Here is a 23,976-nt window from a genome sequence, read left to right as displayed (position 1 = left end):
CGCAAACGATATGTGCTGCTATTTACTTGGGGAGGAGGGGGTACGGAGGATCAGGAACTGGTAGTGCTGCGTCCAGTTCCCGGCGCCCGGCCCGGACTCTGCGCCGGTGCCTTCCGGCCAGGTGACAAAGTCCTCGATCGCACCATGCCGGCCAAAGACCTGCCGGACCGTCGCATCGCTGCGCCGGCTAAAGAACCGGCGGGGCTCGACGTCGTCCTCGGGGTTCAGGACCTCTACATCCTCACCGGACCAGAGGCCGACGGCGATAGGCGCGTTGGGTGCCGTAACGCGCACCAGCTCACGCAGTACGCCGTCGATATCAGTGGCGGGGACGTGCAGCAGCGTGCTCATGGTCCAGGCGGCCGGAAAGGTTCCGTCCGCGAAGGGCAGTTGCCGGGCGCTGGCCACGGAGACGTCGAGGCCTTTCGCCCGGGACCTGTGGACGTGCTCCTCAGAGAGGTCAACGCCGGTGTAGTGAATGCCGGCCCGGAGGAACTGCAGGCCATCGAGCCCCGTGCCCGAGCCGATCTCCAGGATGTTGTGACGGCGCTCGGACTTAAGTAGCGAAATGAACCGCTGACACTGTTCGACCCGCCGTGGCGTCAGCGGATGTTCCCAGCCGGACGCGGCGCGGCGGTTGTAGAACTCGGCGAGATGCTGCTCGCTGCCCGGTTCCTCCATGGCATCCTCTTTAGTTAAAGACCACTGTCCGGTTGCCGTCCAAGAGGACCCGGTGTTCTGCATGCCATTGGACGGCCTGCGTCAGGGTGCGGCCCTCCACGTCCCGGCCCATCTGCACGAACTGCTCCGGAGTGCGGGCGTGGTCCACACGGATGACTTCCTGCTCGATGATGGGGCCCTCGTCCAGCGCGGCCGTGACGTAGTGGGCAGTGGCGCCGATCAGCTTCACGCCACGGGCATGAGCCTGGTGGTAGGGCTTGGCGCCCTTGAAGGACGGCAGGAACGAGTGGTGGATATTGATGGCCTTGCCGGTGAGCTCCGCGCACAGGTCATCCGAAATGATCTGCATGTAGCGGGCCAGCACGGTCAGTTCGATGTCGTGCTCGGCCATGAGGGCGCGCAGCTTGTCCTCGGCCTGGGCCTTGGTGTCTGGGGTGACCGGGATGTGGTGGAACGGGATGCCGTAGAACTCGGCCAGCCCGGCGAGGTCACGGTGGTTGGAGACGATGGCCGGTATCTCGATGGGCAGGGTGCCGGAGCGCTGCTGGAACAGGATGTCGTTGAGGCAGTGCGCGGACGTGCTGGCCATCAGGAGCGTGCGCACCTTCTGGCCCACGGGGTTGAGGCTCCACTGCATGCCGAAGGAGTGGACCACGGGCTCAAGGGCGGCCTGGACCTCGGCCCGGGAGGCCGGCGTCGTCGCTTCCACCCGCATAAAGAAGTTGCCGGTTGCGGGGCTGCCATACTGCTGCGAGTCCAAAATATTACAGCCCGCCACCAGCAGCGCTCCGGCCACTGCGTGGACAATTCCGGGGCGGTCCGGGCAGGACAATGTCAATACGTAAGCTCGGTTCAGCTGCTCTTCAGTCACGACTACTAGCCTACCCGCGCGGCCTGCCCGCGTTTGGTAGTCTGGTGGGGTCGCAACTGGCGTTGGGTGGCTAACCACCAGGGAGTGGCAATCACGAAGACCACGGATCGTACGCCTGGGCCGAGGGTCATGTCTTACCGGAACTGCACCCTCTGAGGGTGCGGTTCGCTTTCACGCCCTGTCATCAAGGGGCGGTGATGTGCGCCAGCCGGTAGCCTGACCTTAGCAGTGCCCGTATCCCTAGCCAGGAGTTTTTCGTGACTACTACCGCCACCACAACAGCCGCCGTCAGCAACCAGTCGCTGGCCGAGCTTGACCCCGAAATCGCAGCAGTCCTCAGCCAGGAACTTGGCCGCCAGCGCGGCACCCTGGAAATGATCGCCTCCGAAAACTTTGCCCCGCGCGCTGTGATGGAAGCCCAGGGCTCGGTCCTGACCAACAAGTACGCCGAGGGTTACCCGGGCCGCCGTTACTACGGCGGCTGCGAATATGTGGATATCGCTGAGCAGCTGGCCATCGACCGCGTCAAGGCACTGTTCGGTGCCGAGTACGCCAACGTCCAGCCGCACTCCGGTGCCCAGGCCAACGCCGCAGCACTGTCCGCCATGATCACCCCCGGTCACAAGATCCTGGGCCTGTCCCTGGCCCACGGCGGCCACCTGACCCACGGCATGAAGCTCAACTTCTCCGGCAAGCTCTACAACGTTGCTGCGTACCAGGTGGAGCCGGACAACTTCCGCATTGACATGGACAAGCTGCGCGAACAGGCCATCGCCGAGAAGCCTCAGGTCATCATCGCCGGCTGGTCCGCCTACCCGCGCCACCTGGACTTCGCGGCCTTCCGCTCCATCGCCGATGAAGTGGGCGCGCTGCTCTGGACCGACATGGCACACTTCGCCGGACTGGTGGCTGCGGGGCTGCACCCGAGCCCGGTGCCGTACTCCGACGTCGTCACCTCCACCGTGCACAAGACCCTCGCCGGCCCGCGCTCCGGTGTGATCCTGGCCAAGCAGGAGTGGGCCAAGAAGATCAACTCCAACGTCTTCCCGGGCCAGCAGGGCGGGCCGCTCATGCACGTCATTGCGGCCAAGGCCGTTGCCTTCAAGATCGCCGGCACCGAGGAATTCAAGGAGCGCCAGGAGCGTGTCCTCGAAGGCGCCAAGATCATCGCTGACCGCCTCAACCAGTCCGACGTCGCCGACGCCGGCGTCTCCGTCCTCACCGGCGGCACCGACGTGCACCTGGTCCTGGTGGACCTGCGCAACTCCCAGCTCGACGGCCAGCAGGCCGAGGACCTCCTGCACTCCGTGGGCATCACCGTGAACCGCAATGCGGTTCCGTTCGACCCCCGCCCGCCGATGGTCACCTCCGGCCTGCGCATCGGCACGCCGGCCCTGGCCACCCGTGGCTTCGGTGCTGCCGAGTTCACCGAAGTGGCAGAGATCATCGCCACTGCACTGAAGGCCGGCACCGCCACGGACGTCGAGGCACTGCAGTCCCGCGTGGACAAGCTCGCCGCCGATTTCCCGCTGTACCCGCAGCACGAGCAGTGGTAGTCCATGACCACTGAAACCGGAATTGCACAGATTCTTGACGGCAAGGCCACCGCCGCTGCCATCAAGGCCGAGCTGACCGTACGCGTGGCCGCACTCAAGGCCAAGGGCGTCGTCCCCGGGCTGGGCACCATTTTGGTGGGCTCGGACCCCGGGAGCACCTGGTACGTGGGCGGCAAGCATAAGGACTGCGCGGAGGTGGGCATCACGTCCATCCGCCGCGACCTGCCGGAGGAGACCACGCAGGACGAACTCCTGGCCGTGGTCCGCGAGCTGAATGACAACCCGGAATGCACCGGCTACATCGTGCAGCTTCCCTTGCCCAAGCAGATCAACCAGGACGTCATCCTGGAGGCCATGGATCCCGAGAAGGACGCCGACGGGCTGCACCCGATGAACCTGGGCCGCCTGGTGGCCAACGTCAGCGGACCCATGACCTCGCCGCTGCCGTGCACGCCCAAGGGCTGCGTGGAGCTCCTCACCCGGCACGGCATCAGCCTCAATGGCAAGCGCGTCCTCGTGGTGGGCCGCGGCGTGACCATCGGCCGTCCCGTCGGGCTGCTGCTGACCCGCAAGGACGTCAACGCCACGGTCATCCTGGCGCACACCGGCACCGTGGACCTGGCCGCCGAACTCCGCCAGGCCGATGTCGTGATCGCCGCCGCGGGAGTCCCGCACATGATCAAGGCGGCGGACCTCAAGCCGGGCGCAATAGTGCTCGACGTCGGCGTGAGCCGTGTTGACGACGGCAACGGTAAGGCAGTGGTCACCGGAGACGTGGACCCCGCCGCTGCCGACGTCGCCTCGTGGATCTCCCCGAACCCGGGCGGCGTGGGGCCGATGACCCGCGCCATGCTGCTCGCCAATGTGGTGGAGACCGCGGAGCGCCAGGCGGGAATCGCCTAGTTTCGTTCCTTAACAGCAAAGCCCGACGGCGGTCCGCACCTTTCACTTGAGGTGCGGGCCGCCGTCGGGCTTTGTCGTCTGAATCCGGAACCTACTTCAGCTGGCCGCGGACCTCCCCGCCGGGGAAGTCGGCGTTATGCACGTTGACGTAGTAGTTGCGCGGGTTGGCCTCGATGGCGGCCAGCACGGCCGAGTCCGCCGTAGTGCAGGTTTCAATCGTCCAGTCCGTACCGCTGCCCACTTCCAGCCCAACAATGACAGGGCCGGCCACATTGCGGGACGCGAGGTGGATGTGAGCCGCCGTGGCAGGAGCGGATAGATCACGGACCGTCAGCGTATAGCAGAGCTCGTCATCGTCGAGGGTGTAGCTGAAGGATCCGCCGGCCCCGGTGTGGACAGGGTCGGCTTCCTGGCCGGTGTTGAGCGGAATGGCGGGAGCGGCGCCCGGTTTCGCCTCCGCAGGGGCGGTGATCCCCAAAAGGGAGATGATGGCTGTGGCCACCGCGGCTGTCCTGAACGCGTGACTTTTCATGATGTGTCCTCAGATAGACGAATGAACTTCCACCCCCTAGCCCGTTTCACGCTACGCCGCGCCCTGATCAGGCACAATAACGTCCCGGGCCCGGTGTTCGCCGGGGGTGGAAGGTGCGTTGGGGCTCTGCTGCGTTTGAGACAATAGACGCATGCGATCTCTGGGTAACACTCAATCTCCGTCCGGCCGGTCCAAGGGCGGCTTCTCCATGCTGCGGATCAGCGGCCCGGGAATGATGGTCTTTGTCATCGCGTTCATCGTTGCCGTGATCTTTGCCGCGAACCAGAACGACGTCGTGGGCTGGGTTGTCGCCATCATCGCCGCTTTCTGGCTGGCCCTCGCAGCCTTTGTGGTGTTCAGCATCCAGAAGGCGGCCAAAAAAGCCGGCGCGAAGCTGACGGAAGCCCAGAATGCCTTCAACAGTGCAGCCGGACGTGCGCCGTCGTCGTCTTCAGCCGACCATGGCGGCACCCGGGTGGTGTACGAGCGGACCGAAGCGGACGAAGTCCGCGACCTCAAGCTGGACCACTCCTTCAAGATCGTCCAGGTCCAGATTCAAGTAGTGGAGAAGGAACGCGCCAAGGGTGAGGCAGCGGACCAGGACACGATCCGCCGCGCACTGGAGACCATCGAGATCACCGCCACCAACGCCCGCGACATGATCCGCGCTGCCGGCGGCACCGGCGACCCGGTCAGCGGAACCATCATCGACTAGAGTAGTGCGGGTGATCTCGGCATTGAAGAAGGACCACCTTCGCATCGCATCAGTCAACGTCAACGGCCTCCGGGCTGCCTACAAGAACGGCATGGCGGCATGGCTGGAGCCCCGCGAGGTGGACATTCTCTGCCTCCAGGAAGTCCGGGCCCCTGACGCGGTCGTGCGCCAGCTGCTGGGTGACGGCTGGCACATCCTGCACGCCGAAGCCGAGGCCAAAGGCCGCGCCGGCGTCGCCATCGCGTCCCGTGAAGAGCCGCTGGACACCCGCAACGGCATCGGCGATGACTACTTCGCCACCGCCGGACGCTGGGTCGAGGCTGACTTCAGGGTGGCCGACGCCGAGGGGAACCCCGCGCAGCTGACCGTTGCCAGCGCCTACGTGCACTCCGGCGAGGTGGATACCCCGAAGCAGGTGGACAAGTACCGCTTTTTGGATGTCATGAGCACCAGGCTGCCGGAACTGTCCAAGCACAGCGACCACGCACTGGTGGTGGGGGACCTCAACGTGGGCCACACCGAACGGGACATCAGGAACTGGAAGGGCAACGTCAAGAAGGCCGGCTTCCTGCCCGACGAACGTGCCTATTTTGACCGCTTCTTCGGCGAGGACATCGGCTGGAAGGATGTCCACCGTGGCCTGGCGGGCGACGTCGACGGTCCCTACACCTGGTGGTCACAGCGCGGGCAGGCGTTCGACAACGACACCGGTTGGCGCATCGACTACCACATGGCCACCCCGGACCTCGCCGCCGCCGCGTTCTCGGCAGTGGTTGACCGGGCGCCCTCGTGGGACACCCGCTTCTCTGACCATGCCCCGCTGGTAGTGGACTACCAGCTCTAAGCCCCGAAGGTTTTTTCCCCATGACTAGCCCGACTTCCCCGGTGACCAAGAAACGCATCCTCTCCGGCGCCAAGCCCACGGCGGACTCCCTGCACCTCGGCAACTACATTGGCGCTGTCCGCAACTGGGTGGACATGCAGGCCGAATATGATGCCGTCTTCTTCATTCCGGACCTGCACGCCATCACCGTGGACTTCGATCCCGCCGAGCTCGCCAAGCGCACCCGCGTGGTGGCCGCGCAGTACATTGCCGCCGGCATCGACCCGGACAAGAGCATCTTCTTTGTGCAGTCCCACGTCCCCGAGCATGCGCAGCTGGCGTGGGCACTGAACTGCATCACCGGTTTCGGCGAAGCCTCCCGGATGACACAGTTCAAGGACAAGACCCAGAAGTCTGGCGCGGACGCCGCAACACTGGGCCTTTTTGCATACCCCACGCTTATGGCAGCCGACATCCTGCTCTACCAGACGGACCTCGTACCGGTGGGCGAGGACCAGCGGCAGCACCTGGAGCTCACCCGGAACCTGGCCCAGCGCTTCAACACCCGGTACGGCCACACGTTTACCGTGCCGGAGGCCACCATCCTCAAGGCCAGCGCCAAAATCTATGACCTGCAGAACCCCAGCGCCAAGATGTCCAAGACGGGGGAGTCGCCCAACGGATCCATCCAGCTGCTGGAGGACCCCAAGCTCGCTGCGAAGCGCATCAAGTCCGCGGTCACTGACACCGGATCCGAGGTCCGGTTCGATGCCGAAGCCAAGCCCGGGATCTCCAACCTCCTCACCATCTACTCCACGCTCACCGGAAAGTCCGTGGCTGAGCTGGAGACGGAGTACGAGGGCAAGATGTACGGCCACCTGAAAGTGGACCTTGCGGAGATCATGGTGGACTTCATCACGCCGCTGCGGAACCGCACCAACGAACTGATGGCTGACCCGGCCGAGCTGGACCGGCTGCTGGCCCAGGGCGCCGAGCGGGCAAGGGAAATCGCCGCAGTGACCCTTGGTCAGGTCTATGAGCGCATGGGCTTCCTGCCGTCCCTCAGCCTCGCAGGCGTCCGCTAGCTCGATGTCGGCCGCCAGCAATGTCAGTGAAAGAATGAGCGTAGGCGTCATTCTGGGCTTCCCCCCTGCCATCGCCGAGGAACTTCAACGGTGGCGCGCCTCCTTCGGGGACCCGATGGCGGGGGTGGTGCCCGCGCACATCACGCTGGTCACCACCACGCCCACCCAGGACTGGGCAGCCACGCAGGCGCACGTCCGCGACGTGGCGCGGCGGCAGGTACCGTTTATGGTCACCATCGCCGGGACCGGAACGTTCCGGCCGGTCTCCCCGGTGGTTTACATCAACGTGGAGGACGGGTTCGACTCCTGCGTGGAGCTCCACGAAAAACTCCAGGCCGGCCCGCTGCAACGCGAGTTGCCGTTCTCGTACCATCCGCATGTCACGATCGCCCACGATGTCGCGCCCGAAAGCCTGGACGAAGCCGAAACGGTGCTTGAAAGTTACCGGGCATCGTTCCCGGTGGTTAGCATGGGACTCTACGAGCACGATGCCGACGGCATTTGGCAGCTACGGGAAGAGTTGGACTTTGGGACCGAAACTGACGACGGCGGGTCCTTCGCCGCGGACGCCGACGCAAACGGAGCCACCGCTCCCCACTGAACAGGCCCGCCTGAAGCTCGCCGTCATCCAGAAACGGATGGAGTGGGGCAAAACCAGAAGGTCCGACGGCGGCCCGGTGGCCAGCTCGCTGGCGATGCTCCAGTGGCTGCTGGCCAGGCTTAATGCCTTCCGCCCGATGCGCGCGTGGCAGCACTACAACCTCCAGCATGGCCCGTTGATGAGCGCCGGCATCGGCTTCAATATGTTCTTCTCCATCACCGGCCTGTTGGCCACAGGCTTCTCCGTTGCCGGCCTGGTGCTGCGGGGCCAGCCTGCCCTGCTGGACACCATCATCGGCAGCGTGGGCCGGAGTGCGCCCGGACTGCTGAAGGTGGGCGGGGGAGAAGGGTTGGTTGATCCGAATGACCTCCTGAACCCGGACGGCCTCGGCTGGACCGCCGTGATTGCTGCCGTGGTTACGGTCATCACGTCCCTGGGCTGGATCGCCGGGCTCCGCGACGGCCTGCGCGGTGTGGGGCAGTTGCCGCCTCTTAAAATCAACCCGATTGTCCTTAAACTGCGCGACGCCGGCACCCTCCTGCTCCTGGGAGTGGCCCTGGTGATCAGCGCCGGAGCGTCCTTGGTGTTCGGCACGGCGGCTGGCTGGGTCACGGACTTCCTGCAGCTGGATCCGGCGGTGGCCGGTCCGCTGACCACCGTGATCAAGATCGGTGTGCCGCTGACGCTCAACTGGGTCACGGCCGTCATCATGTTCCGGCTGGCCGGTGGGCTCAAGCTCTCCCGGCGGGCACTCCTGGAGGGGACCATCCTTGCCGCGGTGGGCACCACCGTCCTTCAGGTCTTCAGCACTGAACTGCTGGCCGGTGCGGGACGGAACCCCATCCTGGCGCCGTTTGCCATCATCATCGGCCTGCTGATCTGGTTCAACCTGGTCAGCCAGGTCTACCTCGTGTCCGCCGGCTGGTCCACCATCCGTGAAGAGGACATCAGGAGCGAACCCGCCGGCCAGGACAAAACCCTGTGGGGCTCCCGACAGGTCCAGCCCGGCAAAGTACCCGTGGAGGGCCACAGCGACGGAAAGGGCCCCGGCGCCGCGCACCAGGGCAGCCCGGCAGTTACTTCCCGGCGTCGAGGTACTGGTCGGCCCAGGCAGAAATAATCCTGGCGGCCCGGGCTGCCTGGCCCTTGCCGGTCAGCAGGTGGTCGCTGCCTTCGAGTGAGACGAAGTTCCGCGGATGGCGCGCCGTCTGGAAGATGGTGCTGGCGTTCTCGATGCCCACAGTGTTGTCCGTGGGGGAGTGGAGGACCATCAGCGGTTTGTGCAGCTGCCGGATGCAGTCCGTGAGGTCCGCGTTCTCCAGGTCCTCCACAAAGTGCTTCCGGATCTCCACGCGTTTCCCGCCGAGGTCCACTTCCGCGCTGCCCTCGCTGAGGATCTTGTCCAGTGCGGCGTCAAAGACGTGGGCCACGTGCTTGGGTGAGAACGGGGCCGCAACTGTTGCGACGGCGTCGAGCTCCGGGATCTGGCGGGCGGCCGAAAGCACCGCCGCGCCACCGAAGGAGTGTCCCACCAGCAGGGAGATGGCCCTCCCCTGGCTGCGCATGAACTCGGCTGCCACCACGGTGTCCGCCACCTTGTGGCTGAAGGAGCCCTCCGACCAATGGCCGGCTGACTCGCCCAGCCCCAGGTTGTCGAAGCGGAGCATCCCGATGCCGGTGTCGGCCAGGGCCTTGCACATGCGGGACGCCGCCGGGCTGTCCTTGCCCAGGGTGAAGCCGTGTGAGAAGACGCCCCAGCCCCGCACCGGCCCCTCAGGGACGTCGATGATGCCGGACAGGAGCTCGCCGGTGGAACCTTCGAAGCTGACTTTTTCGGAGCGGGACATCGCGTGCTGCTTTCGTTGGTGCCGTCACGTGTTAAACAACGACGGCGCCTATCCCACCTGAGGTGGGTGACGCCGTCGTAAGCAAGAACCTGAATTAGATCTTACGGGAGAGAATTGCCTGCTTGACTTCGGCAATTGCCTGGGTCACCTGGATGCCGCGGGGGCATGCTTCGGAGCAGTTGAAGGTGGTGCGGCAACGCCACACGCCTTCCTTGTCGTTCAGGATTTCCAGGCGCATGTCGCCGGCATCATCACGGGAATCGAAGATGAAGCGGTGGGCGTTGACGATCGCGGCCGGGCCGAAGTACTGGCCATCGGTCCAGAACACCGGGCAGGAGGACGTGCACGCAGCGCAGAGGATGCACTTGGTGGTGTCGTCGAAGCGCTCACGGTCCTCGGCGGACTGCAGGCGTTCCTTGGTGGGCTCGTGGCCCTTGTTGATCAGGAACGGCATGACTTCGCGGAAGGACTGGAAGAACGGCTCCATGTCCACGATCAGGTCCTTCTCCACCGGCAGGCCCTTGATGGGCTCAACGGTGATGGGCTTGGTGGTGTCCAAGTCCTTCAGGAGGGTCTTGCATGCAAGGCGGTTGCGGCCGTTTATGCGCATGGCATCGGAACCGCAGACACCGTGGGCGCAGGAACGGCGGAACGAAACGCTGCCGTCAATTTCCCATTTGACCTTGTGCAGGGCATCCAGCACGCGGTCGGTGCCGTACATCGTCACCTTGAAGTCGTCCCAGGTGGCGTCCTCGGACACCTCAGGGTTGTAACGGCGCACGCGCAGGGTGACGTCGAACGTGGGGATCTCTCCGCCGCCTCCGATGTGTGCGGGCAGTTCGATCTTGGAGGCTGGCTCAGCAAGTTCAGCGGTCATCTTAGTACTTCCTCACCATCGGCTCGTAGCGGGTAAAGACAACCGGTTTGGTGCCCAGACGGATGCCGGCGATTGCCTCTGCCGAGCCGTCGGCCGGGGCGTGGTCATCCTTGTATGCCATGGAGTGCTTCATGAATTTTTCGTCGTCGCGTTCCGGGAAGTCCTCGCGGAAGTGTCCGCCGCGGGATTCCTCACGGTGCAGGGCGGCCACGGTCATGACCTTGGCCAGTTCCAGCAGGAAGCCCAGCTCAACGGCCTCGAGCAGGTCCAGGTTGAAGCGCTTGCCCTTGTCCTGGACGCTGATCTTCTTGTAACGGGCCTCGAAGGACTCGATATCCGTCAGGACCTGGTTCAGCGTGTCAGCCGTACGGAACACCTGCATGTTGGCGTCCATGGTGTCCTGGAGTTCCTTGCGGATCACCGCCACCTTCTCGTCGCCGTTGCCGTTGCGGGCAATATCCAGCAGCTCGATGGTGTAAGCCTCCGGGTCCTCCGGGAGGTCCACGAAGTCAGCAGTCTTGGCGTACTCTGCGGCGGCGATGCCGGCGCGCTTGCCGAACACGTTGATGTCCAGCAGTGAGTTGGTGCCCAGGCGGTTGGAGCCGTGGACCGAAACGCAGGCAACCTCGCCGGCGGCGTAAAGGCCCGGGACCACGGTGTCGTTGTCCTGCAGGACTTCGGTGGTGATGTTGGTGGGGATGCCGCCCATGGCGTAGTGCGCCGTGGGGAACACCGGAACCGGTTCCGTGTACGGTTCCACACCCAGGTAGGTGCGGGCGAACTCGGTGATATCCGGGAGCTTGGCGTCGATGTGAGCCGGCTCCAGGTGGGTCAGGTCCAGGAGGACGTAGTCCTTGTTCGGACCGCAGCCGCGGCCTTCACGGACTTCGTTGGCCATGGAGCGGGCCACGATGTCACGCGGTGCAAGGTCCTTGATGGTGGGGGCGTAGCGCTCCATAAAGCGCTCACCCTCGGAGTTACGCAGGATGGCGCCCTCGCCGCGGGCGGCTTCGGACAGCAGGATGCCCAGGCCGGCCAGGCCTGTCGGGTGGAACTGGAAGAACTCCATGTCCTCCAGCGGAATGCCCTTGCGGAACGCGATGCCCATGCCGTCGCCGGTCAGGGTGTGGGCGTTGGAGGTGGTCTTGAATACCTTGCCTGCGCCGCCGGTAGCGAAGATCACGGACTTGGCCTGGAACACGTGCAGCTCACCGGAGGCGAGGTCGTAGGACACGACGCCGGCAACACGCTTCTGCTTGTACGGTGTGCCGTCCTCGCGGACAGCGTCTTCCTCGACCGTCAGGAGGTCCAGGACGTAGTACTCGTTGTAGAACTCCACGTTGTGCTTGACGCAGTTTTGGTACAGCGTCTGCAGGATCATGTGGCCGGTGCGGTCTGCTGCGTAGCAGGCACGGCGGACGGGCGCCTTGCCGTGGTCGCGGGTGTGGCCACCGAAGCGGCGCTGGTCGATCCGGCCTTCGGGCGTGCGGTTGAACGGCAGGCCCATCTTTTCCAGGTCCAGCACGGCGTCGATGGCTTCCTTCGCCATGACCTCGGCGGCGTCCTGGTCAACCAGGTAGTCGCCGCCCTTAATGGTGTCAAAGGTGTGCCATTCCCAGTTGTCTTCTTCGACATTGGCAAGGGCCGCACACATGCCACCCTGCGCCGCACCGGTGTGCGAGCGGGTGGGGTAGAGCTTGGTCAGTACTGCTGTTCGCGCGCGCTGACCGGACTCGATCGCGGCGCGCATGCCAGCGCCACCGGCGCCGACGATGACTACGTCGTACTTATGGACCTGCATACTTGGGCGCTCTTTCTCTCAAAATTCGCTATAAAACAACGGGCGGGCGTTGCCTGCACCGCAAAATACAGCCTGCGGCTCACCGCGGGCAGCGGATGAACTGGCTACGCGGGGCAGAAGCCGCCGGGCAGCGGAACACCGTCAACCACGGGGCACGGGTTGAAGGTGAAGATCACCAGCGTGCCAAGGACGATGATCACGGTGGTGGCCGCGTAGAGCACGATCTTGAGCCAGAGACGGGTGGAATCCTTTTCGGCGTAGTCGTTGATGATGGTGCGGACGCCGTTGGTGCCGTGCAGCATGGCCAGCCACAGCATGGCGAGGTCCCAGATCTGCCAGAACGGGTCAGCCCACTTGCCGGCGACGAAGCCGAAGTCGATGGCGTGGATGCCTTCGCCCACCAGGAGGTTCACAAAGAGGTGCCCGAAGATGAGCACCACCAGCACTACGCCGGAAAGGCGCATGAACAGCCAGGCGAACATTTCGAAGTTGCCCCGGCTTGCGCCGGTGCGGCGGTACTGGGGGGAGATCCTGCCGCTGCTGTTTTTCCCGCTGCGCGGGTTTTCGATCGTTGCAGTCATGGCTCAGTGACCTCCGAGTGCGAGGGAAAGGTGGCGGATGGAGAAGCCGACCATAACAACTACCCACAGGGCCAGGACGGTCCACAGCATCTGGCGCTGGTATTTGGCGCCCTTCTTCCAGAAGTCGACGGCGATGATCCGCAGGCCGTTAAAGGCGTGGAAGACAATCGCGGCAACCAGGCCCGTTTCACCCAGGGCCATAAGGGGGTTCTTGTAGGCACCGATAACAGCCGTGTAGGCCTCCGGGGACACACGCACCAATGAGGTGTCCAGCACATGGACCAACAAGAAGAAAAAGATCACTACACCGGTAATCCGGTGTCCTACCCAGGACCACATGCCTTCACGGCCGCGGTACAAGGTGCCAGCTGGTTTTGTCGGCACTGATAAACCTCCCTGCAACACAGCGGCGCTGGCATGAGATCCACGCGGGGGGAACGCCTGCTGCGAGAGCAACTCGTAGCTCAGGCCTAAATCTAGGCTTCGCTCACAGCTTATTCAATTTAGGAACTCCTTGGTGACCCCGCATGCCTGCGTTTTGCCCGTAGATGAGACGAACACCACATCATGGCGCGCCCGCGGGGGTTGGCGGAGGGTTCTGAAAGGGCAGTTCACGGCTCGTCAGCTAAAGTAGCCGTGATGAGTACAGACAAAGTGACAAGCCCGGATTCACCCCTGAACCGCTTTATTGCGGTCATTCCGGCAGGCGGAGTGGGGACCCGCCTCTGGCCCCTGTCACGGGCAGCAGCTCCCAAATTCCTGCACGACCTCACGGGGTCCGGCAGTACGTTGTTGCGCGCCACCTACGACCGGCTGGAGCCGCTCGCAGGCAGGCACGTGCTCGTGGTGACCGGCACTGCGCACCGGGCCGCCGTCTGCCGGCAGCTGCCCGAGGTTCAGGAGTCTGACCTGGTCCTGGAGAGCGAGCCCAAGGATTCCGGTGCCGCCATCGGCCTGGCCGCCGCCATCCTGTACGAGCGCGACCCGGACACCATCATGGGTTCCTTCGCCGCGGACCAGGTCATCAGTCCTGACCACCTCTTCCAGGAAGCCGTCCGCGAGGCCATCCACACGGCCGCCGCCGGCAAGATCGTGACCATCGGCATCAAGCCGACGCACCCGTCCACGGGCTTCGGATACATCCGCGCCGGTGAGGCGCTCCACATCAACGGTGCGCCCAGCGCCCAGGCCGTGGTGGAGTTCGTGGAGAAGCCGGACGAGGAAGTTGCCCAGCAGTATGTGGACAGCGGTGAGTATGTCTGGAACGCAGGAATGTTCGTGGCTCCCGTTGCCCTGATGCTGAGGCACCTTGAGGCCAACCAGCCGGAGCTGTTCAAGGGCCTGCAGGAGATCGCCCAGGCCTGGGACACTCCCGAACGTGATGCCGTAACAGCCCGCGTCTGGCCCACGTTGCCCAAGATCGCCATTGACTATGCGGTGGCCGAGCCTGCCGCTGCTGCCGGCGATGTTGCCGTTGTGCCGGGCACCTTCGGATGGGACGACGTCGGGGACTTTGCTTCGGTGGGCCGGCTCAACAGTGCGCGGGAAGTCGATGACGTCACCGTTATCGGTGAAGGCGCCCGGGTTTTCACCGAAAACGCCAGCGGTGTGGTGGTTTCGGACACAAAGCGCGTGATCGCCCTGATCGGCATCAAGGATGTGGTCATCGTCGACACGGGCGATGCCCTCCTGGTGACCACCAAGCAGCACGCGCAGCGGGTCAAGGGAGCCGTTGACGCGCTCAAGGCCAGTGGCGACACCGACGTTCTGTAACCCGGTCGGGAGTGTCCAGGCGCGGCACAATCTGTAACGCGCCCGCCGTGATGACGCTATTCCGTGGACGCTCGCTAGAGTAAATGAGTGCGTAATTACACTACTGAAGCCGAGCCCACCGCATTAGTGCGGCCATGGTTGGAACCCCTCCTGCCGGAGCTGATCGACTTCCGCCGGGATCTGCACGCGCACCCCGAGCTTTCCTTCAAGGAATTCCGCACCACAGACAAGCTGGTGGAGCGGCTCGAAGCCGCCGGACTGGCTCCGCGGCGGCTTGAAGGCACCGGCCTCACGGTCGACATCGGCGAGGGGCCGATCGCCACTGCGCTCCGCGGCGATATTGACGCCCTGCCCATCATCGAGGAAACCGGCCTGCCGTTTGCCTCCAAGAACCATGGGGTCACGCATGCCTGTGGCCACGATGTCCACACCGCCGCCATGCTGGGCGTGGCGTTGGTTCTCCAGCGCATGCACCTGGAAGCCCCCCTTGCCGGCACTGTCCGGATCATTTTCCAGCCGGCGGAGGAGACCATGCCCGGCGGTGCGCTGTCCTGCATCGAGCAAGGTGTCCTGGACGGTGTGCCCCGCATCCTGGCGCTGCACTGCGATCCAAGGATCGACGTCGGACGAATCGGTACTCGCATCGGCGCCATTACTTCCGCCTCGGACACCATCAGGATCGAGCTGAGCGGCCGCGGCGGCCATACCTCCCGCCCGCACCTGACCGAGGACCTCGTGTTCGCCCTGGCACAGATCGCCGTGAATGTTCCGGCCGTGCTGTCCCGCCGCGTTGACGTTCGCAGCGGTGTCTCTGTGGTGTGGGGCCACATCTCCGCCGGATCGGCGCCCAACGCCATTCCCGGCACCGGCTTCATGGCCGGGACCATGCGCTGCCTGGACCGCGATGCCTGGAAGGACGCCGGCGAGCTCCTGGACGAAGTGGTGCATCAGGTGGCCGCGCCCTACGGTGTGGATGTGCGCTTGGAGCACACCAGGGGAGTGCCGCCGGTGGTCAACTCGGAGCACGAGACCGCACTGATCGAGGCCGCGGCGCGCGCGGAAATCGGCGAGGGCGCAGTGGTGCTTACGCCGCAGTCCATGGGCGGCGAAGACTTCGCCTGGTTCCTGGCTGAACGTCCCGGCGCAATGATGCGCCTGGGCACCAAGACCCCCGGCGGCGAAGAGTACGACCTCCACCGCGGTGACTATATCCTGGACGAACGCGCCCTGGGCCTGGGCATCCAGGTCCTCACGGCAGCGGCCCTCCGGACCATCCGCGACCTTTAGCCCCCGCGCCCTCTAACCCCGCGCCCCGACCTACCCAACCCCCTGGCGCGAACGGACGCTTAGGCCCTCGGCCTCCCGCGCGAACTGGCAGATAGCACCCTCAAATCCCGGTTTTGAGGGTGGTATCTGCTCGTTCGCGCGTCTCGTTGGCGCGGTAAGTTGTGCACAATTGAATTGTGGGCTATCGTCCTAGGTATGACTGAAGCCCCCCGCCTCGACCGCCAGGTGTGTTTTGCGCTGTACTCCGCGTCCCGCGCGGCAACAGCGGTCTACCGCCCCGTCCTGGAAGACCTTGGCCTGACGTACCCGCAGTATCTGGTGATGCTGGTCCTCTGGGAATCGGAGCCGAAGGGCGTCAAGGAGCTCGGCGAGGAACTGGGCCTTGACTCCGGCACGCTGTCGCCGCTGCTCAAGAGGCTTGAGGCCATGGGGCTCGTGGAGCGCCGCCGGTCCGGGGAAGATGAGCGCCGTGTTGCAGTCCACCTGACGCCGGCCGGACGCTCGCTCAGCAGCAAGGCCAGCGCGATTCCACGGCACCTTGCGGACGCCGCCGGGTTGTCAGCCGATGAGCTGGAACAGCTTCGCACCACTCTTGAAAGGCTCACAGAAGCCCTTCACCGCGCGCACTGAGCGCCCAAGATTTCCGTTATCCACATCCAACAGGACGGACCACACATGAAGACTCTCTACACTGCCGAGGCCCTGGCTTCCGGCGAAGGCCGCGACGGCAACGCACGCACCAATGACGGCAAGCTGGATGTCAGTCTTGCCAGCCCCGTGGAGCTGGGCGGTGACGGCCAGGGAACCAACCCGGAACAGCTTTTTGCCGCCGGTTACGCGGCCTGCTTCCACTCGGCGCTCCGCCTCGTGGGGCGCAAGGAGCGCGCGGACCTGACCGACTCAGCCGTGGCGGCCAAGATCCACTTTGGCGCGCTGACCGACGGCGTGGGCTACGGCCTCGCCGCTGAACTGGAGATCGCGGTCCCTGCCCTGGATCTGGCCACCGCCGAGTCGCTGGTGGCCAAAGCCCATCAGATCTGCCCATATTCAAACGCCACCCGCGGAAACATCACGGTGGACATCAAGATCCTGGAGTTCGCAGCATGAGCCTGACAACCGCACTTCCAACATCCAGCCGGGAAATCCACCTGGCTTCACGTCCGGTAGGGCGTCCCGTTGCCGAAAACTTCCGGCTGGCAGAGTCACCGCTGCCGGAGCTTCAGGACGGCCAGATCCTGGTCCGCAACCTCTACATCTCCGTGGATCCCTACATGCGCGGCCGCATGAACGACGTCAAGTCGTACTCCGCGCCGTTCGCTCTGGATGAAGCGCTCGACGGCGGCGCCATCGGTGAGGTCATCGCGTCCAGGGCCGAGGGGCGGAACGTGGGGGACGCCGTCGTCCATCAACTGGGCTGGCGCGAATTCGCGGTCCTGGACGCAGACGCAACCTCGGTTGCCCGCACGGACCTTGCGCCGGCGTCGGCGTTCCTTGGCGCGCTGGGCATGACCGGCCTGACGGCGTACGCCGGGCTGCTCAAAGTGGCCGAGTTCAAACCCGGCGATGCCGTGTTCGTGTCAGGTGCGGCGGGTGCCGTGGGCTCTCTTGTGGGCCAGATTGCCAAGGCGATGGGCGCTTCCAGGGTCATCGGCAGCGCGGGAACCGCGGAGAAGGTGGCCCGGCTCCTGGAACTGGGCTTCGACGCCGCGTTCAACTACAACGACGGGCCGGTGCGGGAACAGCTTGTCCAGGCCGCAGGACCCGCAGGGATTGACGTGTATTTCGATAACGTGGGCGGCGATCACCTGGAGGCTGCCCTGGCGGTCCTGAATGTGGGCGGCCGTGTGGCCATGTGCGGCGCGATAGCCCAGTACAACTCCACCGAACCCACGCCGGCGCCGCGGAACCTCGCCCTTGCCATCGGCAAGCAGCTGACCCTGCGGGGGTTCCTGGTCAGCGGACAGCGCCAGCACAGCGCTGAATTCTTCGGCAAGATGTCAGCCTGGCTGGCGGAAGGTTCAGTCCGGTATGACGAGACCGTGGTGGACGGACTCGAGAATGCGCCCCAGGCTTTCATGGACCTGCTCGACGGCGCCAACACCGGCAAGATGCTCGTGCGCCTCTAGCCCCCCACCAGCGCGAACGGACACTTGGAGCCCGGCGGGCCCCAAGTGTCCGTTCGCGCTTAATGAGAGGGGTGCAGCCAAGACGACTTCTACTGGTTGGTAACAAATTCTCAACAATCTTCGGGATCCGGCTTCAATGTGGTAGCGGATGTGTTGCAGCCCACTAATGTTGGTTCTATCAGAGCGCTTCGGCGCAGTGCTGCGGACCGTCAGTGAAAACAGAATTTCAGGGTTGAAACAGACACTCATTGAATTCACGTCGTAGCGCCTCTCTCTTCATCCTGGAGGAATCTTGAAGACATCACTGCGTGCACACATCAAGCGCGGTTCAGTTGCAAGCGTGGCCACCATGGGTGCTACCGCACTCCTGCTGACCAGTTGCGGTGCGCCGCCCGAAGCCGGCAGCCCCACCGCGACGGCCACAGACTACACGGGCTGCATCGTCTCGGACTCCGGCGGATTTGATGACCAGTCGTTCAACCAGTCTTCCTATGATGGCCTGAAGAAGGCCGAGGCTGACCTGGGCATCAAGGTCAACCAGGCCGAGTCCAAGTCCAACAACGACTTTGAGCCAAACCTCCGTGCGATGGTTGCCGCCAACTGCGACCTCACCCTGACCATCGGCTTCCTCCTGGGTGACGCCACCAAGGCCCAGGCCGCGGCAAACCCGGAAAGCCACTTCGCCATCGTCGATTTCGGTTACGACCCGCCCATCAGCAACGTCAAGCCGATCATCTACGACACCGCCCAGGCAGCCTTCCTGGCCGGTTACCTGGCAGCAGGCACCACCAAGACAGGAAGTGTGGCCACGTTCGGCGGCAGGGAGATTCCCACCGTGACCATTTTCATGGATGGGTTTGCCGACGGCGTCAAGTACTACAACGAGCAGAAGGGCAAGGACGTCAAGGTTCTTGGCTGGGACAAGGCGACCCAGGATGGCAGCTTCACGGGCGACTTTGAAAAGCAGGACAAGGGCAAGCAGCTCACCCAAAACTTCCTTGACCAGGGCGCGGACATTGTGATGCCCGTCGCCGGTCCGGTAGGCAAGGGAGCCGGTGCAGCCCTGATGGAGGCGAAAGCGGCCGGCAAGGACGTCAAGATGATCTGGGTTGACTCTGACGGATTCCTGACCGCACCCGAATACAAGGACATCATGCTTTCCTCGGTCATGAAGCTTATGGGCGAAGCCGTTGAAACCGTGGTCAAGGACGACAAGGAAGGCAAGTTCACCAACACGCCCTATGTCGGCACCTTGGCGAACGACGGCGTCCAGCTGGCACCGTTCCACAGCTTCGACTCCCAGGTCCCGTCCGATCTGAAGTCCGAGCTGGACCAGCTCAAGAAAGACATCGTTGACGGCAAGCTGAAGGTCGAGTCAGCGGCAAGTCCAAAGGTATAGTCATCCTCGCCAAGCGCCGCCCCCGGATGGTCATCGACTGCCCGGGAGGTGGCGCTTTGCGTTGGAATTCGCCGTCGGCGAGACCGCCCACGCAGGACTGCACACACTAGGCTGGTGCTGCAGCCACTTATCCCGTCCGGTGGGGAATCACCGGACGCTTCGAGATTGGTCAGAGTTTTGAAACTTGAACTCAGAGGGATCACCAAACGCTTCGGCTCCCTGCTCGCCAACGATCACATCGACGTGGTGGTTGAACCCGGACAGATCCACTGTCTGCTGGGCGAGAACGGGGCCGGCAAGTCCACCCTGATGAATGTGCTGTACGGGCTCTACGAGCCCTCTGAGGGCGAAATCCTCATCGACGACAAACCGGTCTACTTCCGCGGCCCCGGAGACGCCATGGCCGCCGGCATCGGCATGGTGCACCAGCACTTTATGCTCGTTCCCGTGTTTACCGTGGCCGAGAATGTGGCGCTCGGCGCCGAGTCCACCAAAGCCGGCGGTTTCCTCAACCTGGACGACACCCGGCGCAAGATCAAGGAAATCTCTGACCGCTACGGGTTCGACGTCGACCCCGACGCCCTGGTGGAGGACCTCCCGGTGGGCGTCCAGCAGCGGGTGGAAATCATCAAAGCCCTGGTCCGCGACGCCAAGGTCCTCATCCTGGATGAACCCACGGCAGTGCTGACGCCCCAGGAAACCGACGAACTGCTGGACATCATGCGCCAGCTCAAGTCCAACGGAACCTCGATAGTCTTCATCTCGCACAAGCTGCGCGAGGTGAAGGCTGTCTCGGACACCATCACCGTGATCCGGCGGGGCAAGGTTGTTGGTTCGGCGCATCCAGGCGCCTCCACCGCGGAGCTGGCCTCCATGATGGTGGGCCGCGCCGTCAGCCTCACACTCGAGAAGGCACCCGCCACCCCCAAAGAGAAGACTTTCCAGGTCAAAGACCTCACAGTCATCGCCCCGAACGGGCAGCACACCGTGGACGGCCTGAGCTTCGACATTGCCCGCGGAGAGATCCTGGCCGTCGCAGGCGTCCAAGGCAACGGCCAGACCGAACTCACCGAGGCCATCCTCGGGCTCCAGGACCGCGTCCACGGCTCCATCCTCCTGGACGATGTGGAACTTGTTGGCCGCAGTGTGAAGGAGGTGCTTAACGCCGGCGTCGGCTTCGTTCCGGAAGACCGGTCTGTTGACGGCCTCATCGGCACGTTCTCGATCGCCGAAAACCTGATTCTTGACCGGTACGATCAGCCGCCGTTTGCCAAGGGCATCAGCATGAGTCCGGCGAAGGTCCTGGAGAACGCCAAATCACGGATCGACGAGTTCGATGTCCGGACACCCTCGGGCCTGTTGGCGGCCGGCACGCTCTCGGGCGGCAATCAACAGAAGGTGGTCATGGCACGGGAGCTGTCCCGGCCGCTGCGGCTCTTCATTGCCTCACAGCCCACCAGGGGTGTGGACGTCGGGTCCATCGAGTTCCTTCATAAACGGATCGTGGCGGAACGCGACCAGGGCACGCCTGTCATGATCATCTCCACCGAACTGGACGAAGTCATGGAGCTCGCCGACCGCATCGCCGTGCTCTATAAGGGCAAGCTGGTGGGAATCGTTCCGGCAGGGACCGGACGCGGCGTCCTGGGCCTGATGATGGCCGGCATCTCACCGGAGGACGCTGCGAGTGCAGATAAGACGAGCCCTGACAAGACCGGCTCAGGTACCGCGAGCGTAAGCAAGACCGGCGCTGACACATCAGCCGCTGACAAGACGGACTCCGCCGCCGCAGAACGCCGCGGAACCTCCAGCGCCGAAGGAGGCGATCATGCCTGAAGAGCGTCACCCTAAGCATGCGGACCAGCATGCGAAAGCGGACGAGCCAACCCCGGCGGCGGACGAAACCGCCGCCGCGGTGGCCGTGGACACGGCCGGCGGGGCCATCAGCCCTTCAGCCGTACCAGCCAGCGCCCAAAGCGGAAAGCTGCCCGGCGGGCCGGACACGCTGCTCCGGAAGATTTTCACCGGCAGCGGCATGGTCTCAGTCCTGGCGGTGCTGCTGGCCCTTGTGCTGGGCGGACTGTTGATCGCCGCCACGGACGAGCGCGTCAGCACCACCTCGGCGTATCTGTTCGCCCGGCCCACAGACTTCCTCTCCGCAGTCTGGCAGGCCGCCACACAGTCCTACATTGCCTTGTTCCAGGGCTCGGTCTTCAACCCCCGGGGTTCCAGCCTCGCGGTCCAGTTCGCGCCGCTGATGGAAACCCTCACCATCGCCACACCGCTCATCACGGCAGGCCTCGGCGTCGCGCTCGCGTTCCGGGCCGGCCTGTTCAACATTGGCGCCCAGGGCCAGATCATCATGGCCGGCATCCTGGCGGGCTGGGTCGGATTCGCCCTGCACCTTCCGTTGGGCCTGCACCTGTTGCTCGTCCTTGTGGCAGGCATCGTGGGAGGCGCCCTCTGGGGTGGCCTGGTTGGTCTCCTGAAGGCCCGGACAGGAGCCCACGAAGTCATCCTGACCATCATGTTCAACTACATTGCGCTGTACTTACTGGGATACCTGCTGAACACTCCGGCGTTCCAGCGTCCGGGGGAGTCCAACCCGATCTCGCCCATCCTGGACCCAACCGCCGTGTACCCCCAGATTTTCGGCTCCCAGTATCGCCTGCACCTGGGCTTCGTCCTGGCCATCGCGGCCACCGTCCTGGTGTGGTGGCTGCTGAACCGCTCCACCGTCGGCTTTGAATTCCGGGCCGTGGGAGCCAATCCGAAGGCTGCCCTGACCGCCGGAATCAACGTCTCCCGGTCCACCATCCTGGTCATGGCCATCGCCGGTGCGCTGGCGGGAATGTCCGGCGTGGCCCAGGTGGCAGGCACGGAAAAGGTCCTGACCGATGGCGTTGCGGCAACGTACGGGTTTGACGCCATCACGGTGGCGCTGCTGGGACGTTCGACGCCGTGGGGCACCTTCGCTGCCGGCCTGCTGTTCGGCGCCTTCCGCGCCGGTGCCGTGCAGATGCAGATCCAGACCGGAACGCCCATCGACATCGTCCTGGTGGTCCAGTCGCTGATTGTCCTCTTTATCGCGGCACCTCCGCTGGTCCGGGCAGTCTTCGGGCTGAACCCCCGCCGCAAGAAGCCGGCCAGGGCCGGAAAATCCCAGCAGGCAGCAACCACCGGAGGCGCAGCATGAGCGCAACAGCAACTTCGCCCCTGCCGGGACGCGGAACGCCCGGCACAGCGCCCCAGGCCGAGGAGGCCCAGGCAACATCCGGCAAACCGGTTCTCTGGAAAACCCCGGTCCTGCTCTCGGCGCTGGGACTCGTCGCTTTCATTTTCTTCGGCCTGATGGGATCAGCGCAGACCGCAAGGTTCGGAATTTCCACCGGCGGAGATTTTTTCCAGCTGCCCGTGCTGGAAATTCCCGCAATGCCGGGCGGCATCATTCTCTCGGTCTTGATGCTTGGGCTGGCGGCCTACTCCGTCTTCCTGAAGACCAAGGCCCGGCCCACGCCGGCCTGGCTGACCGTCACTTTTACGGTGCTGTTTGTGGCAGCCTTCCTCATCTGGGTGGTGGGCGGTGCCCGGACGCCCAGCATTTCGCTGGCCGGACTCATCGCCGGTTCAGTCACCCTGGCCGTCCCGCTGGTATTCGGCTCTTTGTCCGGCGTACTGTGCGAGCGGGTCGGGGTAGTCAACATCGCCATCGAAGGCCAGCTCCTGGGCGGCGCCTTCACCGCGGCAATCGTGGCCAGCATTACGCAGAACCCCTTCGTGGGCCTGCTTGCGGCCGCTGTGGCCGGCGCGGCGGTATCCATGGTGCTCGCGGTGTTCAGCATCAAGTACCTGGTCAACCAAATCATCGTCGGCGTGGTGCTCAACGTCCTGATTTCCGGCGTCACCGGCTTCCTGTTCAGCACCGTTATGCAGGCGGACAAGGCAAAGTTCAACTCACCGCCCGGCCTGGACATCATCCCGATTCCCATCCTCTCCGGAATCCCGATCCTCGGCCCCATCCTGTTCAAGCAGTCGCTGGTGGGCTACCTGATGTACGTCGCCGTGATCGTTGTGTGGGTTGGCCTGTTCAAGACCAAGTGGGGCCTGCGCGTCCGTGCTGTGGGTGAACACCCGCAGGCCGCCGACACGATGGGCATCAAGGTCAACGCCACGCGTTTCTGGAACGTCACGTTGGGCGGTGCCATCGCAGGAATCGGTGGCTCGTTCTTCACGCTCGTGGCCATCGACAGCTTCACGAAGGAAATCTCCGGCGGACGAGGCTTCATCGCACTCGCAGCGCTGATCTTCGGACGCTGGAACCCGATCGGAGCGTTCTTCGCTGCCCTGCTGTTCGGCTTTGCGGACAACCTGCAGAGCATTGTGACCATCATCGGAACGCCCGTACCGAGCCAGTTCATGGCCATGCTGCCCTACCTGGTGACCGTGCTGGCGGTGGCCGGGCTGGTGGGCCGGTCCAGGCCACCGGCGGCCAGCGGCATCCCGTACGTCAAGGGTTGA

The 23,976-nt window shown here is 64.5% G+C and carries 24 protein-coding genes; 16 read left to right on the top strand and 8 right to left on the bottom strand.

Annotation, left to right across the window (positions count from 1 at the left end):
* Positions 1 to 18 precede the first annotated feature (18 nt).
* Together MUN23_RS02895 and purU are read right to left on the bottom strand one after the other, a co-directional pair.
* Positions 19 to 681 (bottom strand): class I SAM-dependent methyltransferase, encoded by a 663-nt coding sequence (locus MUN23_RS02895; RefSeq protein ID WP_248762014.1) that lies wholly within the window; start codon positions 679 to 681, stop codon positions 19 to 21.
* Positions 682 to 691: 10 nt separating this feature from the next.
* Positions 692 to 1,552, bottom strand: coding sequence for a formyltetrahydrofolate deformylase (purU, locus tag MUN23_RS02890; RefSeq protein WP_248762013.1), 861 nt, complete (start codon positions 1,550 to 1,552; stop codon positions 692 to 694).
* Positions 1,553 to 1,809: 257 nt separating this feature from the next.
* Here purU and glyA point away from each other — a divergent pair, with 257 nt between their 5' ends.
* Positions 1,810 to 3,108 (top strand): serine hydroxymethyltransferase, encoded by a 1,299-nt coding sequence (glyA, locus tag MUN23_RS02885; protein WP_305886577.1) that lies wholly within the window; start codon positions 1,810 to 1,812, stop codon positions 3,106 to 3,108.
* A 3-nt stretch (positions 3,109 to 3,111) separates the two neighbouring features.
* The gene (locus tag MUN23_RS02880) at positions 3,112 to 4,011 is read left to right on the top strand and encodes a bifunctional methylenetetrahydrofolate dehydrogenase/methenyltetrahydrofolate cyclohydrolase (RefSeq protein ID WP_248762012.1); all 900 of its coding nucleotides are present in this window, start codon (positions 3,112 to 3,114) and stop codon (positions 4,009 to 4,011) included.
* 91 nt (positions 4,012 to 4,102) lie between these two features.
* Here MUN23_RS02880 and MUN23_RS02875 read toward each other — a convergent pair whose 3' ends face one another.
* Entirely contained in the window at positions 4,103 to 4,543 is a 441-nt protein-coding gene (locus MUN23_RS02875; protein ID WP_248762011.1) for a CHRD domain-containing protein, read from the bottom strand.
* Positions 4,544 to 4,694: 151 nt separating this feature from the next.
* Here MUN23_RS02875 and MUN23_RS02870 point away from each other — a divergent pair, with 151 nt between their 5' ends.
* The 5 genes from MUN23_RS02870 to MUN23_RS02850 are packed head-to-tail and all read left to right on the top strand — an operon-like array spanning position 4,695 to position 8,887.
* Entirely contained in the window at positions 4,695 to 5,258 is a 564-nt protein-coding gene (locus tag MUN23_RS02870) for a hypothetical protein (RefSeq protein ID WP_248762010.1), read from the top strand.
* A gap of 10 nt (positions 5,259 to 5,268) precedes the next feature.
* Complete coding sequence (locus MUN23_RS02865) at positions 5,269 to 6,102, top strand: exodeoxyribonuclease III (protein WP_248762009.1); 834 nt, start codon at positions 5,269 to 5,271, stop codon at positions 6,100 to 6,102.
* Positions 6,103 to 6,122: 20 nt separating this feature from the next.
* The gene (gene trpS, locus MUN23_RS02860; RefSeq protein ID WP_248762008.1) at positions 6,123 to 7,166 is read left to right on the top strand and encodes a tryptophan--tRNA ligase; all 1,044 of its coding nucleotides are present in this window, start codon (positions 6,123 to 6,125) and stop codon (positions 7,164 to 7,166) included.
* 4 nt (positions 7,167 to 7,170) lie between these two features.
* Positions 7,171 to 7,767, top strand: a complete 597-nt coding sequence (locus MUN23_RS02855) for a 2'-5' RNA ligase family protein (protein ID WP_248762006.1) — start codon at positions 7,171 to 7,173, stop codon at positions 7,765 to 7,767.
* Positions 7,768 to 7,804: 37 nt separating this feature from the next.
* The gene (locus tag MUN23_RS02850; RefSeq protein ID WP_248763972.1) at positions 7,805 to 8,887 is read left to right on the top strand and encodes a YihY/virulence factor BrkB family protein; all 1,083 of its coding nucleotides are present in this window, start codon (positions 7,805 to 7,807) and stop codon (positions 8,885 to 8,887) included.
* Here MUN23_RS02850 and MUN23_RS02845 read toward each other — a convergent pair.
* From MUN23_RS02845 to sdhC, 5 genes are all read right to left on the bottom strand, one after another.
* Positions 8,844 to 9,614 carry a S9 family peptidase gene (locus MUN23_RS02845; RefSeq protein WP_248762004.1) on the bottom strand — a complete coding sequence of 257 codons (771 nt, stop codon included), beginning with the start codon at positions 9,612 to 9,614 and terminating at the stop codon, positions 8,844 to 8,846. The two genes, MUN23_RS02850 and MUN23_RS02845, sit on opposite strands and share 44 nt — an antisense overlap.
* A 94-nt stretch (positions 9,615 to 9,708) precedes the next feature.
* Complete coding sequence (locus MUN23_RS02840; RefSeq protein WP_058929685.1) at positions 9,709 to 10,491, bottom strand: succinate dehydrogenase iron-sulfur subunit; 783 nt, start codon at positions 10,489 to 10,491, stop codon at positions 9,709 to 9,711.
* Position 10,492: 1 nt separating this feature from the next.
* Positions 10,493 to 12,292: a succinate dehydrogenase flavoprotein subunit gene (gene sdhA / locus MUN23_RS02835; RefSeq protein WP_248762003.1), complete on the bottom strand. Its 1,800-nt coding sequence runs from the start codon at positions 12,290 to 12,292 to the stop codon at positions 10,493 to 10,495.
* 104 nt (positions 12,293 to 12,396) lie between these two features.
* Positions 12,397 to 12,873, bottom strand: coding sequence for a succinate dehydrogenase hydrophobic membrane anchor subunit (locus MUN23_RS02830; RefSeq protein WP_248762002.1), 477 nt, complete (start codon positions 12,871 to 12,873; stop codon positions 12,397 to 12,399).
* 3 nt (positions 12,874 to 12,876) lie between these two features.
* The gene (sdhC, locus tag MUN23_RS02825) at positions 12,877 to 13,257 is read right to left on the bottom strand and encodes a succinate dehydrogenase, cytochrome b556 subunit (RefSeq protein ID WP_082576094.1); all 381 of its coding nucleotides are present in this window, start codon (positions 13,255 to 13,257) and stop codon (positions 12,877 to 12,879) included.
* Positions 13,258 to 13,512: 255 nt separating this feature from the next.
* Between sdhC and MUN23_RS02820 the strand changes: the two genes are divergently transcribed.
* The 9 genes from MUN23_RS02820 (at position 13,513) to MUN23_RS02780 (ending at position 23,976) form a co-directional block, all read left to right on the top strand.
* Positions 13,513 to 14,646 (top strand): mannose-1-phosphate guanylyltransferase, encoded by a 1,134-nt coding sequence (locus tag MUN23_RS02820; RefSeq protein WP_248762001.1) that lies wholly within the window; start codon positions 13,513 to 13,515, stop codon positions 14,644 to 14,646.
* A gap of 87 nt (positions 14,647 to 14,733) precedes the next feature.
* Complete coding sequence (locus MUN23_RS02815; protein ID WP_248762000.1) at positions 14,734 to 15,933, top strand: amidohydrolase; 1,200 nt, start codon at positions 14,734 to 14,736, stop codon at positions 15,931 to 15,933.
* A 195-nt stretch (positions 15,934 to 16,128) separates the two neighbouring features.
* A complete protein-coding gene (locus MUN23_RS02810; RefSeq protein WP_248761999.1) occupies positions 16,129 to 16,563 on the top strand; it encodes a MarR family winged helix-turn-helix transcriptional regulator in 435 nt (144 codons plus the stop codon).
* Between the two features lie 45 nt (positions 16,564 to 16,608).
* Positions 16,609 to 17,040, top strand: a complete 432-nt coding sequence (locus MUN23_RS02805) for an organic hydroperoxide resistance protein (RefSeq protein WP_248761998.1) — start codon at positions 16,609 to 16,611, stop codon at positions 17,038 to 17,040.
* Entirely contained in the window at positions 17,037 to 18,059 is a 1,023-nt protein-coding gene (locus MUN23_RS02800; RefSeq protein ID WP_248761997.1) for an NADP-dependent oxidoreductase, read from the top strand. The genes MUN23_RS02805 and MUN23_RS02800 overlap by 4 nt, the downstream gene beginning before the upstream one ends.
* A gap of 292 nt (positions 18,060 to 18,351) precedes the next feature.
* The gene (locus MUN23_RS02795; protein ID WP_248761996.1) at positions 18,352 to 19,458 is read left to right on the top strand and encodes a BMP family protein; all 1,107 of its coding nucleotides are present in this window, start codon (positions 18,352 to 18,354) and stop codon (positions 19,456 to 19,458) included.
* A gap of 177 nt (positions 19,459 to 19,635) precedes the next feature.
* On the top strand, positions 19,636 to 21,294 hold the full coding sequence (locus tag MUN23_RS02790) for an ABC transporter ATP-binding protein (RefSeq protein WP_248761995.1): 1,659 nt from the start codon (positions 19,636 to 19,638) through the stop codon (positions 21,292 to 21,294).
* Entirely contained in the window at positions 21,287 to 22,654 is a 1,368-nt protein-coding gene (locus MUN23_RS02785) for an ABC transporter permease (protein WP_248761994.1), read from the top strand. The genes MUN23_RS02790 and MUN23_RS02785 overlap by 8 nt, the downstream gene beginning before the upstream one ends.
* Positions 22,651 to 23,976 (top strand): ABC transporter permease, encoded by a 1,326-nt coding sequence (locus tag MUN23_RS02780; RefSeq protein WP_248761993.1) that lies wholly within the window; start codon positions 22,651 to 22,653, stop codon positions 23,974 to 23,976. Before MUN23_RS02785 ends, MUN23_RS02780 begins: the two co-directional genes overlap by 4 nt.

The organism is Pseudarthrobacter sp. SSS035, from assembly GCF_023273875.1.
GTDB lineage: Bacteria > Actinomycetota > Actinomycetes > Actinomycetales > Micrococcaceae > Arthrobacter.
The sequence above is the reverse complement of the archived record's forward strand: the minus strand, read 5'-3'. Positions and strand labels throughout refer to the sequence as shown.

What these genes read in the sequence shown, in the direction of transcription:
- MUN23_RS02895 (WP_248762014.1), bottom strand. Translation starts at nt 681, where the DNA reads ATGGAGGAACCGGGCAGCGAGCAGCATCTCGCCGAGTTCTACAACCGC.
- MUN23_RS02880 (WP_248762012.1), top strand. Translation starts at nt 3,112, where the DNA reads ATGACCACTGAAACCGGAATTGCACAGATTCTTGACGGCAAGGCCACC.
- MUN23_RS02875 (WP_248762011.1), bottom strand. Translation starts at nt 4,543, where the DNA reads ATGAAAAGTCACGCGTTCAGGACAGCCGCGGTGGCCACAGCCATCATC.
- MUN23_RS02870 (WP_248762010.1), top strand. Translation starts at nt 4,695, where the DNA reads ATGCGATCTCTGGGTAACACTCAATCTCCGTCCGGCCGGTCCAAGGGC.
- trpS (WP_248762008.1), top strand. Translation starts at nt 6,123, where the DNA reads ATGACTAGCCCGACTTCCCCGGTGACCAAGAAACGCATCCTCTCCGGC.
- MUN23_RS02855 (WP_248762006.1), top strand. Translation starts at nt 7,171, where the DNA reads ATGTCGGCCGCCAGCAATGTCAGTGAAAGAATGAGCGTAGGCGTCATT.
- MUN23_RS02850 (WP_248763972.1), top strand. Translation starts at nt 7,805, where the DNA reads ATGGAGTGGGGCAAAACCAGAAGGTCCGACGGCGGCCCGGTGGCCAGC.
- MUN23_RS02845 (WP_248762004.1), bottom strand. Translation starts at nt 9,614, where the DNA reads ATGTCCCGCTCCGAAAAAGTCAGCTTCGAAGGTTCCACCGGCGAGCTC.
- MUN23_RS02840 (WP_058929685.1), bottom strand. Translation starts at nt 10,491, where the DNA reads ATGACCGCTGAACTTGCTGAGCCAGCCTCCAAGATCGAACTGCCCGCA.
- sdhA (WP_248762003.1), bottom strand. Translation starts at nt 12,292, where the DNA reads ATGCAGGTCCATAAGTACGACGTAGTCATCGTCGGCGCCGGTGGCGCT.
- MUN23_RS02830 (WP_248762002.1), bottom strand. Translation starts at nt 12,873, where the DNA reads ATGACTGCAACGATCGAAAACCCGCGCAGCGGGAAAAACAGCAGCGGC.
- MUN23_RS02820 (WP_248762001.1), top strand. Translation starts at nt 13,513, where the DNA reads ATGAGTACAGACAAAGTGACAAGCCCGGATTCACCCCTGAACCGCTTT.
- MUN23_RS02810 (WP_248761999.1), top strand. Translation starts at nt 16,129, where the DNA reads ATGACTGAAGCCCCCCGCCTCGACCGCCAGGTGTGTTTTGCGCTGTAC.
- MUN23_RS02805 (WP_248761998.1), top strand. Translation starts at nt 16,609, where the DNA reads ATGAAGACTCTCTACACTGCCGAGGCCCTGGCTTCCGGCGAAGGCCGC.
- MUN23_RS02800 (WP_248761997.1), top strand. Translation starts at nt 17,037, where the DNA reads ATGAGCCTGACAACCGCACTTCCAACATCCAGCCGGGAAATCCACCTG.
- MUN23_RS02785 (WP_248761994.1), top strand. Translation starts at nt 21,287, where the DNA reads ATGCCTGAAGAGCGTCACCCTAAGCATGCGGACCAGCATGCGAAAGCG.
- MUN23_RS02780 (WP_248761993.1), top strand. Translation starts at nt 22,651, where the DNA reads ATGAGCGCAACAGCAACTTCGCCCCTGCCGGGACGCGGAACGCCCGGC.